At 66.8% G+C, this 14,278-nt stretch carries 15 protein-coding genes; 14 read left to right on the top strand and 1 reads right to left on the bottom strand.

Annotation, left to right across the window (positions count from 1 at the left end):
- Positions 1–22: 22 nt before the first annotated feature.
- The 9 genes from flgG (at position 23) to Q8R75_RS07085 (ending at position 8,749) form a co-directional block, all read left to right on the top strand.
- Positions 23–805 carry a flagellar basal-body rod protein FlgG gene (flgG, locus tag Q8R75_RS07125; protein WP_305663572.1) on the top strand — a complete coding sequence of 261 codons (783 nt, stop codon included), beginning with the start codon at positions 23–25 and terminating at the stop codon, positions 803–805.
- Positions 805–1,482, top strand: coding sequence for a flagellar basal body L-ring protein FlgH (locus Q8R75_RS07120; RefSeq protein ID WP_305663571.1), 678 nt, complete (start codon positions 805–807; stop codon positions 1,480–1,482). The genes flgG and Q8R75_RS07120 overlap by 1 nt, the downstream gene beginning before the upstream one ends.
- Before the next feature lie 62 nt (positions 1,483–1,544).
- The gene (locus Q8R75_RS07115) at positions 1,545–2,684 is read left to right on the top strand and encodes a flagellar basal body P-ring protein FlgI (RefSeq protein WP_305663570.1); all 1,140 of its coding nucleotides are present in this window, start codon (positions 1,545–1,547) and stop codon (positions 2,682–2,684) included.
- Between the two features lies 1 nt (position 2,685).
- A complete protein-coding gene (gene flgJ / locus Q8R75_RS07110; RefSeq protein WP_305663569.1) occupies positions 2,686–3,546 on the top strand; it encodes a flagellar assembly peptidoglycan hydrolase FlgJ in 861 nt (286 codons plus the stop codon).
- A gap of 11 nt (positions 3,547–3,557) precedes the next feature.
- A complete protein-coding gene (gene flgK / locus Q8R75_RS07105) occupies positions 3,558–5,510 on the top strand; it encodes a flagellar hook-associated protein FlgK (protein WP_305663568.1) in 1,953 nt (650 codons plus the stop codon).
- Between the two features lie 25 nt (positions 5,511–5,535).
- Entirely contained in the window at positions 5,536–6,738 is a 1,203-nt protein-coding gene (gene flgL / locus Q8R75_RS07100; protein ID WP_305663567.1) for a flagellar hook-associated protein FlgL, read from the top strand.
- A gap of 38 nt (positions 6,739–6,776) precedes the next feature.
- Positions 6,777–7,925 (top strand): HDOD domain-containing protein, encoded by a 1,149-nt coding sequence (locus Q8R75_RS07095; RefSeq protein ID WP_305663566.1) that lies wholly within the window; start codon positions 6,777–6,779, stop codon positions 7,923–7,925.
- Positions 7,926–8,093: 168 nt separating this feature from the next.
- Positions 8,094–8,519: a putative toxin-antitoxin system toxin component, PIN family gene (locus Q8R75_RS07090; RefSeq protein WP_305663565.1), complete on the top strand. Its 426-nt coding sequence runs from the start codon at positions 8,094–8,096 to the stop codon at positions 8,517–8,519.
- The gene (locus tag Q8R75_RS07085) at positions 8,516–8,749 is read left to right on the top strand and encodes a toxin-antitoxin system HicB family antitoxin (RefSeq protein ID WP_305663564.1); all 234 of its coding nucleotides are present in this window, start codon (positions 8,516–8,518) and stop codon (positions 8,747–8,749) included. Before Q8R75_RS07090 ends, Q8R75_RS07085 begins: the two co-directional genes overlap by 4 nt.
- Positions 8,750–8,829: 80 nt before the next feature.
- On the opposite strand, the gene Q8R75_RS07080 is transcribed toward Q8R75_RS07085, so the two are convergent.
- Positions 8,830–9,483 (bottom strand): outer membrane beta-barrel protein, encoded by a 654-nt coding sequence (locus tag Q8R75_RS07080; protein WP_305663563.1) that lies wholly within the window; start codon positions 9,481–9,483, stop codon positions 8,830–8,832.
- A 288-nt stretch (positions 9,484–9,771) separates the two neighbouring features.
- On the opposite strand from Q8R75_RS07080, the gene Q8R75_RS07075 reads away from it, so the two are divergent.
- From Q8R75_RS07075 to Q8R75_RS07055, 5 genes are all read left to right on the top strand, one after another.
- A complete protein-coding gene (locus Q8R75_RS07075; RefSeq protein WP_305663562.1) occupies positions 9,772–10,761 on the top strand; it encodes a DMT family transporter in 990 nt (329 codons plus the stop codon).
- Entirely contained in the window at positions 10,758–11,954 is a 1,197-nt protein-coding gene (locus Q8R75_RS07070; RefSeq protein ID WP_305663561.1) for a PLP-dependent aminotransferase family protein, read from the top strand. The genes Q8R75_RS07075 and Q8R75_RS07070 overlap by 4 nt, the downstream gene beginning before the upstream one ends.
- The gene (locus Q8R75_RS07065) at positions 11,951–12,877 is read left to right on the top strand and encodes a PhzF family phenazine biosynthesis protein (RefSeq protein ID WP_305663560.1); all 927 of its coding nucleotides are present in this window, start codon (positions 11,951–11,953) and stop codon (positions 12,875–12,877) included. The genes Q8R75_RS07070 and Q8R75_RS07065 overlap by 4 nt, the downstream gene beginning before the upstream one ends.
- Positions 12,874–13,542, top strand: coding sequence for a VOC family protein (locus tag Q8R75_RS07060; protein ID WP_305663559.1), 669 nt, complete (start codon positions 12,874–12,876; stop codon positions 13,540–13,542). Before Q8R75_RS07065 ends, Q8R75_RS07060 begins: the two co-directional genes overlap by 4 nt.
- A 61-nt stretch (positions 13,543–13,603) precedes the next feature.
- A complete protein-coding gene (locus Q8R75_RS07055) occupies positions 13,604–14,272 on the top strand; it encodes a histidine phosphatase family protein (protein ID WP_305663558.1) in 669 nt (222 codons plus the stop codon).
- The last annotated feature ends 6 nt before the right edge of the window (positions 14,273–14,278 follow it).

Genomic DNA, 14,278 nt, shown 5'->3' with positions numbered 1-14,278 from the left:
CTCTCACACCTAGGAAGCCACCATGTTCAATTCCCTGTGGATCGCCAAGACCGGCATGGAAGCCCAGCAGATGCAGCTGGACGTGATCTCCAACAACCTGGCCAACTCGTCCACCAACGGCTTCAAGCGTGCGCACGCCGTGTTCGAGGACCTGATGTACCAGAACCTGCGCCAGGCCGGCTCCAGCACCTCCGAGCAGTCGCAGCTGCCCACCGGCCTGCAGGTGGGCCTGGGCGTGCGCACCGTGGCCACCAGCCGCTCCTTCACCCAGGGCAGCCTGCAGCAGTCGGGCAACAACCTGGACGTGGCCATCCAGGGCAACGGCTTCTTCCAGATCACCATGCCCGACGGCACGATCAACTACTCCCGCGACGGCGCCTTCCAGGTGAACTCGCAGGGCCAGATCGTCACCTCCAACGGCCTGCCTGTGGCCAACGGCATCACGGTGCCGGCCAACGCCACCAATGTCTCGATCTCGGCCGACGGCAACGTCACGGCCAACATCCCGGGCAACGTGGCGCCCCAGCCCATCGGCACGATTGCCCTGGCAAGCTTCATCAACCCCGCCGGCCTGGAGCCGCGCGGCCAGAACCTCTTTGCCGAGACCGCGGCCTCGGGCCAGCCCAACACCGGCACGCCCGGCGCCAACGGCCTGGGCCAGCTCATGCAGGGCTTTCTGGAAACCTCCAACGTCAACGTGGTGCAGGAGCTGGTGACCATGATCCAGACCCAGCGCGCCTACGAGATGAACTCCAAGGCCATCCAGACCTCGGACCAGATGCTGCAGAAACTGGGACAACTGTGATGAAACACTACGCACTCATGGTCGGCGCGCTCTGGCTCGCAGGCTGCTCCTCCATGCCCAAGCCGGCCAATGTGGACTTCGCCGCGCCGCGCGTGGCGCAGGCCGCCGTGCAGCCTGCCACACGCCCGGCCACCGGCAGCCTGTTCCAGAACGCCAGCTACCGCCCCAGCTTCGAGGACCGGCGCGCGCGCCAGGTGGGCGACACGCTGACGGTGCGCATCGTCGAGAACGTCACGGCCAGCCAGAAGTCCAGCTCCACGGCCAACCGAAGCAGCAGCATCGACGGCAGCATCACCGCCGTACCGGGCATGAAGTTCCCCGGCACCGTCGCCGAGAACAACTTCCGCATCGGCGCGGCCAGCGAGGCCGACTTCTCGGGCAAGGGCGGCACCGAAGCGGCCAACACCTTCTCGGGCTCGATCACCACCACCGTGGCCGAGGTGCTGCCCAACGGGCACCTGGTCGTCACCGGGGAAAAACAGATCGGGCTGAACCACAACGTGGACGTGCTGCGTTTCACCGGCACGGTGGATCCGCTGGCCATCCTGCCGGGCAGCATCGTCAACTCCAGCGCCGTGGCCAATGTGCGCGTGGAGTCCAAGGGCCGTGGCCCGCAACATGAAGCGCAAACAGTAGGCTGGTTAACCCGGTTCTTTTTCAACATTTCACCGTTCTGAGCGCTTACAGAATCAGTTATCGCTTGTTTCGACTTTTCCCGCCAGAACTTGAGCCTTTCATCATGACCACCGGCCTTCCCCGTACCCTGTTCACCGCCCTGCGCCAAGGCGCAGCGCTGCTGGGCCTGTGCCTGCTCGTCGCCCAACCCGCGCTGGCCAGCCGCATCAAGGAAGTGGCCGCCATCGAAGGCGTGCGCAGCAACCAGCTGACCGGCTTCGGCCTGGTGATCGGCCTGGACGGCACCGGCGACCAGACGACGCAGATGCCCTACACCACGCAGACGCTGAACAACTACCTGCAGCAGATGGGCATCGCCCTCTCGCCGGAGCTGGCCACGCGACTGCAGCTCAAGAACGTGGCCGCCGTGCTGGTGACGGCGCAGCTGCCCGCCTTCGCGCGCCCCGGCCAGAGCATGGACGTGACCGTCTCCTCGCTGGGCAACGCCAAATCACTCAAGGGCGGCACCCTGATTTCCACCCCGCTGCGCGGCGCCGACGGCCAGGTCTACGCGCTGGCCCAGGGCAGCCTGGTCGTGGCCGGTGCCGGCGCCTCCGCCGGCGGCAGCCGCGTGCAGATCAACCACCTGAGCGCCGGCCGCATCCCCTCTGGCGCCCAGATCGAGCGCGCCGTGCCCACCCCGCTGCTCGAAGGCACCAGCTTCAAGCTCGGCCTGGAGGCCAGTGACTTCCAGACCGCGCGCCGGGTGGCCGCGGCCATCAACACTCGTTTCGGTGACGGCGTGGCCCGCGCCCTGGACGGCCGCACGGTGGACGTGCGCGCCCCGACCGACGCGAACGACCGCATCAGCTTCATCGCCGAGATGGAAGAGCTGCCGCTGGAATCCTCGGTGCCCGCGGCCAAGGTGGTGATCAACTCGCGCACCGGCTCCATCGTGCTCAACCAGGCGGTCACCCTGGGCCCCTGTGCGATCGCCCACGGCAATCTCTCCATCAGCATCACCTCCAGGCCGGTGATCAGCCAGCCCGGCCCGCTGTCGGGCGGTCAGACCGTGGTCACCGAGCAGGCCACCATCGAAGTCCGCCAGGAGCCCGGCATGCTGATCCAGCTGCCCAATGCCCCCAAGCTGGTCGACGTGGTGCGTGCGCTCAACGCCCTGGGCGCCACGCCGCAGGACCTGCTGGCCATCCTGCAGGCCATCAAGGCCGCCGGCGCCCTGAATGCCGAACTCGAAGTGATCTGAGATGCAGTCCGGCACGCTCAACCCCATGTCGCAGTCGCTGGCCGCCGATGGCGCCAGCCTGAACCGCCTGAAGTTCCAGGCCGGCCAGGCCACGCCCGAGGCCATCAAGGAAACCGCCAAGCAGTTCGAGGCGCTCTTCATGCGCGAGCTGCTCAAGAGCATGCGCGATGCCACGGCCAGCATGAAAAGCGGCATGCTGGACAACCCCGGCAGCGACCTGGGCAGCGACCTGCTGGACCAGCAGTTCGCGGTGCAGATGGCCGGCCAGCCCGGCGGACTGTCCGAAGTGATCGCCCGTCAGCTGATGCAGCAGATGAGCATGAAGGACCAGGCCAAGCCCGACGCGAGCACGGCGCCAGCCGCTGCCGCCCCCACGGTGCCGGCACCAGCGGCCGCACGCGATTTCGTGCAGCAGCACGGCGCTGCCGCGCAGGACGTGCAGCGCAGCAGCGGCCTGCCCGCGAGCTACCTGCTGGGCCAGGCCGGACATGAAAGCGGCTGGGGCCGGCGCGAGATCCTCATGAAGGACGGCAGCCCCTCGCACAACCTCTTCGGCATCAAGGCCGGTGCCGGCTGGAAGGGCAAGGTCGCCGAGGTCACCACGACGGAATACGTCGACGGTCAGCCGCAAAAGACCCTGGCACGCTTTCGCGCCTACGACTCGCACGCCGAGTCCTTTCGCGACTTCGCCCAACTGATCTCGAACAGCCCGCGTTATGCACAGGCCCGCCAGCAGACCGGCTCGGTGCAGGGCTGGTCCGAGGGCCTGCAGGACGCCGGCTACGCCACCGACCCCGACTACGCGAGCAAGCTAAGCCGCGCCATCAACACCACGCTGCAAGTGCAGCGTGCACAAAGCTGAGGTCAGCCGCCATGAGCAGTATTCTGAACATCGGCGTGCTCGCACTGCAGGCCAACCAGGCCTCCCTGCAGACCGTCAGCAACAACATTGCCAACGTCAACACCCCGGGCTACTCGCGCCAGAGCGCGGTGCTGCAGAACGTCCCGGGCCAGTTCACCGGCAGCGGCTATTTCGGCAAGGGTGTGGAAGTACTGACCGTCACGCGCACCTACAGCGACTTCCTGACCCGACAGGCTGCGATTGCGCAATCCATCGAATCGGGCGACGCGACGCGTCTGGACAAGCTGACCCAGCTGGAGGACCTGTTCCAGACCGGCACCAACGGCCTGGGCGCCTCGGTCAGCGACATGCTCAATGCGTTTTCGGACATCGTCAGCGCACCGACCGACCTGACGGCGCGTTCGGTCGTGCTGACCCGCGCCGATGAGGTGGCGTCCCGCTTCCGCGATCTCGAGACCCAGATCAACCAGCTCAAGATCGGAACCCTGGAGCAGCTCAAGACCGACGCGATCGCCATCAACAGCCTCGCCAACCAGATCGCCAAGGCCAACGGGGAGATTGCACGCGCCCTGGGCACCGGCCAGAGCCCCAACGACCTGCTCGACCAGCGCGACCAGCTCATCCGGGATCTGAACAAATACGTCCAGACCACCAACATCCGGGCCGACGACGGTACGGTCGGCGTGTTCATTGCCAGCAGCCAGCCGCTCGTGCTGGGCACCACCGTATCGAAGGTGTCCATCGTCAACGACGACTTCAACAACCCCTCCAAGGCCAAGCTGGCCATCACCATTGCCGGCACCACGAACACGCTGGACGAATCGATGCTGGGCGGTGGCGAGATCAGCGGCCTGCTGCGTTTCCAGAACAATGACCTGGTGGAGGCCGGCAACCTGCTGGGCCGCATGGCATTGGCCATCGGTACCAAGATGAACGAGCAGCAGACCCTGGGACTGGATCTCAACGGCAATGCCGGCACGGCGCTCTTCAATCTGGCGGCCCTGCCCGGCGGCTTCCCATCCACCGACAACACGGGCACCGCCACGCTCGCCCTGGCCGTACAGACGAATCCGAGCGGTGCGCCCGCCTTCGTCGCCTCCGACTACGAACTCAACTTCAGCGGCGCGACGGCCGGCACCATCACGCGCCTGGCCGACGGCGTGCAGACCGCCTTCACGTTTCCAGCCTTGCCAGCGACTCAGGTGGTAGCCATCGATGGTCTGAATATCACGCTCGGTGGCGGTGCCGCCAACGCCGGCGACCGTTTCGTGCTCAAGCCCTTCAGCACCGCCGCCAACAGCATCACCACCGCCTTTGCCTCGCCCAAGGGCCTGGCCATGGCCAGCCCGGCCGGCGCCAGCGCCGGCATCGCCAACGCCGGGACCCTGACGGTTCAGAACCTGGCTGTGCGCACGGTACCGACGCCCGCCACGGTGACGCTGACCTTCACCGGCGCGGGCAACTTCACCCGCTCCGACGATGTGCCGGCAAACTCGGTTAGCTACACCTACGTGCCGGGCCAGGCCATCGACTACGATGACCGGACCACGGTGCCGCTCCCGCCGGCCAACAGCGGTTGGTCGCTCACGCTCAAGGGCGTGCCGCAGGCTGGCGACACCTTTGCCGTCGGCCCCAATCTCTACCCGCAGATCAACGCCAGCAACGCCGAGGCCATGCTCAATCTGCGTGACCTCGCCCTGTTCGACGGCGGCCCGCTGACCGACGGCTATGCCAGCGCGATTGCGCTGATCGGCACCCGCGTGCAGAGCGCCCAGTCGGCCGCCAAGGTATCCACCAACATCGCCACCAACCTCGAGAAGGACCGCACGGCGGTATCCGGCGTCAATCTCGACGAAGAGGCCGCACGCATGATCCAGTACCAGCAGGCCTACCAGGCCGCGGGCAAGATGATGCAGGTCGCGCAGAACCTGTTTGACACCCTGATCCAGAATCTGGGCCGCTGAAGATGAGCGCCGGAAGGACTGAAGCATGAGACTCGGCACCGCCAACACCTACGACCTCGCACGCTCCAACCTGACCAGCCGCCAGGCCGGCCTGGCCGACCTGCAGGACAAGCTGTCCGCCGGCAAGAAGGTCGTGCGCCCCAGCGACGACCCCACCGGCGCCGCGCAGGCCGAGCGCGCCATGACGCGCCTGACCCGCGTCGATGTCGAGCAGCGCGCCCTGAACCTGCAGCGCAACTCCATGTCCGCGGCCGAGGCCACCCTGGGCGACGGCCTGGACCTGCTGCAACGCTTTCGCGAGCTGGTCATCAACGCCGGCGACGGGGCCCTCACCTCAGTCAACCGCAGCAGCATTGCCCAGGAAATGCGCAGCCTGCGCGACCAGATCTTCACCTACGCCAACAAACAGGACAGCAATGGCGTCCCGCTGTTCGGCGGCCTGGGCAGCGCCAGCAACCCCTTCACCGACGTGACCAGCGGCGTGACCTTCAACGGCATTCCCGGCCAGCGCGCCAGCACCACGGTGGGCATCCCCTCGGCCCTGGACGGCCAGGCCGTCTGGATGAACGTGCCCACCGGCAACGGGGTCTTCAACCTCAGCCTGGGAGGTGCCAACACCGGTCAGCTCTGGACCGACGTCGGCCAGATTCTCAACCCCAGCGCGCTGACGGGCGACAACTACACCATCACCTTCACCGTGACGGCGACCACGCCACCGGTGACCACCTACGATGTGCTCAACACCACCACCTCAACCCCGGTGCTGCCGGCGGCCCGGCCCTATGTGGACGGACAGGACATCCAGTTCGACGGCCTGTCCTTCATCGCGCGCGGCGTGCCCGTCAACGGCGACACCGTGGCGATCGCCCCCAGCACGCGCAGCGACCTCTTTGCCGTGATGGACGCAGCCATCGCCGGCATCGACAAGAAGTCCAACGGCCATCTGCTGGCGCAGAGCACATCGCTGTCGCTGGCGCAGATCGACAGCGGCATGGACCGCATCCAGTCGGCCCGCGGCGTCGCGGGCGAGCTGCTCAAGCGCGCCGACATCATCGACGGCAACCAGGAGGACAAGACCATCCAGTTGCAGGCCGATCGTTCGCGCGCCGAAGACATCGACATGATCAAGGGCATCTCCGAGTTCCAGAACCAGCAGACCGGCTACGACGCGGCCCTGCAGACCTACGCCCAGATCCAGCGCCTGTCGCTGTTCAACTACCTGGGCTGACGCGCCCACGCCCTTTCCCACTTCCTGCAAGGCACAGCATGAGCGACTCCGTCCTGGACCAGCTCACCCTCGGCTACCGCCTGCTCTGGAACCGCCGGCGCGAGATCGCCGCGGTCGAGCTGCACGCCGACCCCCTGCCCGAGACCGGTGGCATCGATGCCCGCCACCTGCTGGCCACGCTGGCCGAACTCTGGCCAACGCGTGCGCCCCAGCTGCTGCTGCGTGTGGGCCATCCCCTGCTGCTGCTCGACCTGCTGGCGCACGGCCGCGCCGACGGGCCCTGGCTGGTGCTGCCGCCCGAGGTGCAAACCGACGCAGTGCTGCGCCCGCGCGCGCAGCAGGCGCAGGCACGCGGCCTGCCCCTGCTCTGGCCGGGCCGCCTGCCCGCCCCTGCCACACCGACGACCCAGCGCCCAAGCGTGTACCTCACGGACACCGCGCAGGCAGCCCTGTTCCCGGGGCAGATCGTGCTGGGCAGCGGCCACCGGACGCAAACCGACGCCGCACTCGACCAGCACGCCGCCTGGGCCCTTGCCGGCTGGCCCGTCGAGGATGTGCTGCACAGCCTGCCCGCCCAGGCCCGGCAGCCCGACCGCACGGCCATCAGCCGCGTGGTACGCGCCATCGACGACGACGCCGACCTGGACCGCATCGAGACCCTGCTCTGCGCCGACCCGGTGCTGGCCTACCGCTTCCTGCAGCACGTCAACACCACGGCGCCTCAGCTGCGCGGGGAGATCGACACCCTGCAGCGCGGCCTGCAGGTCTGGGGCCTGCAGCACGTGCAGGCCTGGCTGCTGGCCCAGCTGCCGCAAGCCGCCAGCGAGCCCGCCCTGCTGCCCGTGCGCCTGGGCATGGTCATCCGCGCCCGCCTGCTGGAGCACCTGCTCGACGCCGGCGACGAGGAAGACCTGCGCCGCGAAGTCCATCTGTGCGGCCTGTTCTCGCAGCTCGACCGCCTGCTGGGCGAGCCACTGGCCACGGCGCTCCAGCGGCTGCCCCTGTCGCAGCGCATCCTGCAGGCCCTGCTGGAGCACAGCGGCCCCTACCACCCGGCCCTGCAGCTGGCGCGCGCGCTCGAACTGGCAGATACCCGCACCACGCGCCTGCTCACCGAGAGCTATGGCTACGCCCCCGAAGACGTGAACCGCGCCCTGCTGCGCACGCTGGGCGCCCTGCCGGCCTGAGTTACCACAGGAATTCGGGGTTGTCTGCTGGCCGTCTGAGAGCTGCCGCAGACTGCGGGTAGGGCTGACACGTCGATTGGATACAGCGCCTTTTGCGACTTGCGTGACCCAAGGGGAGGGATATAATTTGGTATCACTGGCGCAACCACTATTACCGGCCTACGCACTTTGAGAGTCATTCTGGATACATCCGTCTTGGTGGCTGCTGCCCGTTCCCGCCATGGGGCGAGCTTTCGCCTGTTGTCGATGCTGCCGAGCAGTCAGTTTGAGATTGCGCTGACGGTTGCGCTTTACACGGAGTGGCAATCCGTCCTGACCCGGGAGGAGCACTGGCCACCCGGAGCCAATGCCGAACTGGCTGTTGGTTTCCTGCGCTACCTGGCTTCGATTGCGCACCTGCAGGATGTGCATTTCCTGTGGCGACCGTTCTTGCGCGATCCCGATGACGACATGGTTCTGGAGTGCGCGGTGGCTTCCGGCAGCCAGTACATCGTGACGCACAACGTGAAAGACTTCAAGCGCGCCCCGGAGCTGAAGGTGAGAGCCATCACGCCGGGAGAATTTTTGACATTGCTGAGGAGTAAATCATCATGACCGCATTGACTGTCCGACTTCCCAACTCCGTGCATCAGAAGGTGCGCGAACTGGCCGAGCGCGACGACATCTCGGTGAACCAGTTCATTGCCGCTGCCGTGTCAGAAAAGATGGCTTCGGTGATGACACTGGACTATCTGAAGTCCGAAGCGACAAAGGCAAACCGCAGCGATTTTGACCGGTTCATGCGCCTGGCCCCTGATGTGCCAGCGACTCCGGGCGATGAGTGATCAGTCATCCTGTTATCCAACCAAAGACAGCTATAAAAAAGGGCCCCGAAGGGCCCAATTTCTACCCTTGGAGTGAAAGCTTAAAAGCGATATGCGACGTTGATGTCGACGTTGCTCGCGTCGGTGCTGACATCACCACCCAAGCGGTATTGTGTGTACCCGATACCAGCAGAGATTTGCTTGGTGAACGAGTAGCTGCCACGGATGCCGACATACGCGTCCGTGCCGCTGTAGCTCTTTTTGGCTGATGCAGACGCGGAGAAGGCCGTGCCGTCATAGGTTCCCGTGCCCGAGACCTTGGCCGTAGCGTCGGTGGTCCAGTTCAGAAGGCCTGCGCGGGCGCTGACACTAAATTGCTCCGATACGGGGAGTACGCCCCTAACGCCAACCAAAAATCCGGTTGCCTTAGCCTCGACACCAAGAGTTCCGTTATACGTCAGGGACTTGCCGTACAAGGTGCCCGAACCCGATCCGCTTGCTGAGATCGAAGCCTTGCCCATATCCAGGTAGCCAGCCTCCACTCCGATGTTCGGGTTAAACATATAACCACCAACCAGGCTAAAACTGCTGTCATTGTCTTTCTTGCTAAAGCCCGCGGGCGCATCGAACTTGAACGTAGTCGTGCCAACCGAAGCCTCGGCGAAAGCGCCTTGCTGGTTGGATGACGCGGCGGTTTGAGCATTTGCTGCAAAAGCGGCCAAGCAAGCAAGCGCGAGAGTAGATATTTTTTTCACTGGAATCCCTTGGAAATCAAATGCATCAAGATCGATGCAAATTCAGGTTATCAAGAGAGTAGGCTGTTGGTCATTCCCCCAAAAGGGGCATTGACATCTCGGTGTGTTCATGGCCAATGATTTTTCACCTTACACATGAAGACAGAGCGGTGGCCAAGCCTCACGCGTGCCCTTGGGGTCAGGCCTCACATTTCACATCACCTTCTCTGCTCCGCCGCTTCCAAGCTTGCCTTCAAGCAGACTTTGTATTCGACAGAAGCACCTCCCTTCCGTCAAGGCGATCCGTTCATGAGAAACCTTCAGCGCGCGCCGCTGCACGGTAAAGTCGGTGCGATGTCTGACCGACCCCTCGCACCTGAATCCATCCAGCGCCGCGGCCTCTGGCTCGGGCTGCTGGGTGTCTTGATCTTCGCCCTGACCCTGCCCATGACCCGCCTGGCCACGGGCACGCCCGAGGCTCCGCAACTCAATGGCCTGTACATTGCCGTAGGGCGGGCTGTGGTGGCAGCGGTGCTCTCGGGGCTCTTCCTGCTGGCGGTGCGCGCCCCGCTGCCACGCCGTGCCGACTGGAAGCCTCTGGCCCTGGTGGCGCTCGGTGTGGTCTTCGGTTTTCCCATCTGCACCTCCGTCGCGATGCGGCATGTGGAAGCCGTGCACGCCAGCGTCATCGTGGGCGTGCTGCCGCTGGCCACCGCCGCCGTGGGCGCGGCGCTGCAGCGGCAGCGGCCCTCTAAGGGTTTCTGGCTCTGCGCCCTGGCCGGCACCGCGCTGGTGGTGGGCTATGCCGTGCTGCGCTCGGGCAGCGCGGGGCTCACGCTGCACCCGGCCGATGCGCTTTTGCTGCTGGGCATGCTGTGTGCCGCCGTGGGCTATGGCTACGGCGCACGCCTTGCGCAGCACATGCCGGCCGAGCAGGTGATCTGCTGGGCGCTGCTGCTGTCCCTGCCGCTGACCTTGCCGCTGACGATATGGAGCTGGCCCAGCACGCCCGTCTCGGCCGCGGCCTGGGGCGGCTTTGCCTACGTGGCGGTGTTCTCCATGTGGCTGGGGTTTTTTGCGTGGTACCGCGGCCTGGCCTGGGGCGGCACGGTGCGCGTGAGCCAGCTGCAATTGCTCCAACCCTTCGTCTCCATGCTTTTCGCCGTGCCGCTGCTGGGCGAGACCCTCGATGCTGTGACGGTAGGCTTCGGCCTGGCCGTCATTGCCGTGGTCTTCGCCGGGCGCAAAATGCCGGTCGATACGGCCCGAGCCCCTGCCCAAGAAAGAAGCACCCCATGACAAACCGCAGCCCCACCACCTCGCCCTGGGTGCTCTCCGGGCGCGCCGCGCTGATGAACCCTTCGGTGCTGCGCGAACTGCTCAAGCTCACCGAGCAGCCGGGCATCATCAGCTTCGCCGGCGGCCTGCCCTCGCCCAAGACTTTTCCGGTTGCCGAGTTCGAGCAGGCCTGCGCGCGCGTGCTGCGCGACGACGCCAACGCCGCGCTGCAGTACGCGGCCAGCGAAGGCTATGGCCCGCTGCGCGAGATGGTGGCGGCATCCCTGCCCTGGAACGTGGACCCGGCGCAGGTGCTCATCACCACCGGCTCGCAGCAGGGCCTGGACCTCGCGGCCAAGGTGCTGATCGACACCGGCAGCCGCATCCTGGTGGAGACGCCCACCTACCTGGGCGCCCTGCAGGCCTTCGCGCCCATGGAGCCGCAAGTGCTTAGCGTGGCCAGCGACGACGAAGGCGTGGACATCGCCGCGCTGCGCCAGGCGCAGGCCGCGGGCACACCTGCGCGTTTCCTCTACGTGCTGCCCAACTTCCAGAACCCCAGCGGCCGCATGATGAGCGAGGCCCGGCGCGCCGCACTCAGCAGCACGGCAGCCGAACTGTCCCTGCCGCTGCTGGAGGACAACCCCTATGGCGAACTCTGGTTCGACCAGCCGCCCCCGGCGCCGCTGACGGCGCGCAACCCGCAGGGCTGCATTTATCTCGGCTCCTTCTCCAAGGTGCTCGCACCCAGCCTGCGCCTGGGTTATCTGGTCGCGCCCAAGGAAGTGTTCCCCAAGCTGCTGCAGGCCAAGCAGGCGGCCGACCTGCACAGCCCGGGTTTCAACCAGCGTGTGGTGGCCGAGGTGATGAAAGACGGTTTCCTGGACCGCCACGTGCCGCGCATCCGCGCGCTCTACAAGGCGCAGCGCGATGCCATGCTGGCGGCGCTGAGCCGGCACATGCCCCCGGAGGTGAGCTGGAACCGGCCCGTGGGCGGCATGTTCCTCTGGGCCCGCCTGCCCGCGGGCTTGGATGCCACGGCCCTGCTGCCGAAGGCCGTGGCGCGCGGTGTGGCCTACGTGCCGGGCGCTGCCTTCTACGCCGGCGCGCCGGACCCGCGCACCCTGCGCCTGTCTTTTGTGACGGCCAGCGAGGAAGAGATCGAACGCGGCGTGGCTGCCCTGGCCGCCGTGATCCGGGCGCACACGACATGAGCCACCTGCAACGCCCCTATAAGCAGGTCGACGTCTTCACCGCCACGCCCTACCGGGGCAACCCGCTGGCCGTGGTGCTGGACGGCAAGGGCTTGACGGATGAAGAGATGCAGCGCTTCGCGCACTGGACCAATCTGTCCGAAACCACTTTCCTGTTGCCGCCCACGCAGGCCGGCGCCGACTACCGGGTGCGCATCTTCACGCCCGGCGGCGAGCTGCCTTTTGCCGGCCATCCCACCCTGGGCAGCTGCCACGCCTGGCTGGAAGCCGGTGGTGTGCCGACAAGCAAAGACCTAATCGTGCAGGAATGCGCCGTGGGCCTGGTCAGCATCCGCCGCGCCGGCCAGCAGCTGGCCTTTGCCGCACCACCACTCACGCGCAGCACGCCCGCGCCCGAACTGCTGACCCAGATCACACAGGCCCTGGGCATCACGCCGCAGCACATCCTGGCCGCGCAAGTGCTGGACAACGGCCCGTCCTGGCTGGGCCTGCTGCTGGACAGCGTGGACACGGTGCTGGCGCTGGCGCCCGACCACCAGCGCCTGCGCGAGCTCGGCCAGAAGGTGGGCGTGGCCGCGCTCATGCAGGACAGCGGCGCGGTGCAATTGATCGCCCGCAGCAGCCGAGAAACCCGCGCCTTTGCCGAACACGCGGCCGATGCGCCGCAGCTGGCCGCGCCGGACCTGGAGGTGCGCGCCTTCGCTGCGCCCGTGGGTGTCAACGAAGACCCGGTGACAGGCAGCCTCAACGCGAGCCTGGCGCAGTGGCTGATGGCCGAGGGCCGGCTGCCCGCGCGCTACGTGGCCGCGCAGGGCAGCTGCCTGGGTCGCGCCGGGCGCGTGCTGCTGGAGCGTGATGCACAGGGACAGGTCTGGGTGGGTGGGCAGGTGCAGACCTGCATCACAGGAACCGTCTTGTTGTGAGCGCGGCGCTCGATCATCTGGTGGTGATCGCTTCCTCACTGGACGAAGGCGTGGCCTGGTGCGAGGCCACGCTGGGCGTGACGCCCGGGCCCGGCGGCCAGCATGCCTTCATGGGCACACACAACCGCCTCTTCAGCATCGCCAGCCCGACCTACCCGCTGGCCTACTTCGAGATCATCGCGATGGATCCTGCTGGGCCGCCACCGGCGCGCCGCCGCTGGTTCGACATGGACGACCCGGGCCTGCAGGACCGCCTGCGCCGCAATGGACCGCAGCTGACGCACTGGGTGTCGCGCGTGCCGGACGCCCATGCCGCCGTGGCCGCGCTGCAGGCGCTGGGCATCGAGCGCGGCGAGGTCATCGCCGCTTCGCGCCCTACCCCGCAAGGCCTGCTGCAATGGCAGATCACGTTGCGCGCAGACGGCCAGCGCCTTTTTGACGGGGCCTTGCCCACCCTGATCCAGTGGGGCGCGGTGCACCCGGCTGCAAGCATGCCGGCCAGCGGGGTGACGCTGTCGTCGCTGACGCTGCAGCACCCGCAGGCCGACACGCTGGCGGCAGCCTGTCGCGCGCTGGACCTGCCGGGTGTGGCCGTGCAGACCGGCCCGGCGCAGTTGCGGGCCCGGCTGCAGACCCCGAAAGGGATCGTCGAGATTTGCTCCTGAATTCATAGCATCCGTCGCCGCGGTGACAAGCGCATCGCGCCGGACTGGCCACAATCACGCCATGGGAACCCTCTACCTCGTGCGCCATGGCCAGGCCTCCTTCGGCGCTGCCGACTACGACCAGCTCAGTGAACTAGGCCGCCAGCAGAGTGAGCGCCTGGGACAGTACTGGCGTGAGCGTGGCATCAGTTTCGAAGCCGTGCTCACCGGCACCCTGCGCCGCCATGCGCAGACCTGGGAAGGTATTGCGCAGGGAGCCGGCTATGCCAACGATGTGCAGGCGCTCAAAGGCCTGAATGAGTACGACAGCGAGGCGGTGATCGCGGCCATCCACCCGCAGCCGCTGCAAAATCCCGACACCCCCGAGTTGTACCGCCACCATTTCCGCCTGCTGCGCGACGGCCTGCGCCAGTGGATGGATGGCGTGGTGAGCCCGCGCGGCATGCCCAGCTACAGCGACTTCCTGGCCGGCGTGACCGGGGCGCTGGACCATGTGCGCAAGAACTTCGAAGGCAACGTGCTGATCGTTTCCAGCGGGGGGCCGATCGCCACCGCCGTGGGTCACGTGCTGGGCACCACGCCCGAGACCATCATCGAGCTCAATCTGCGCATCCGCAACAGCGCGGTGAGCGAGTTCACCTACAACCCGAAGCGCCATAGCCTGCTGAGCTACAACACGCTGCCACACCTGGACCGGCCGGAGCTGGCCAGCTGGATCACCTACGCCTGAGACCGG

Source organism: Methyloversatilis sp. (genome assembly GCF_030696805.1).
Classification (GTDB): Bacteria; Pseudomonadota; Gammaproteobacteria; order Burkholderiales; family Rhodocyclaceae; genus Methyloversatilis.
Note: the sequence above shows the minus strand (reverse complement) of the source record. Positions and strands in the feature narration are given on the sequence as shown.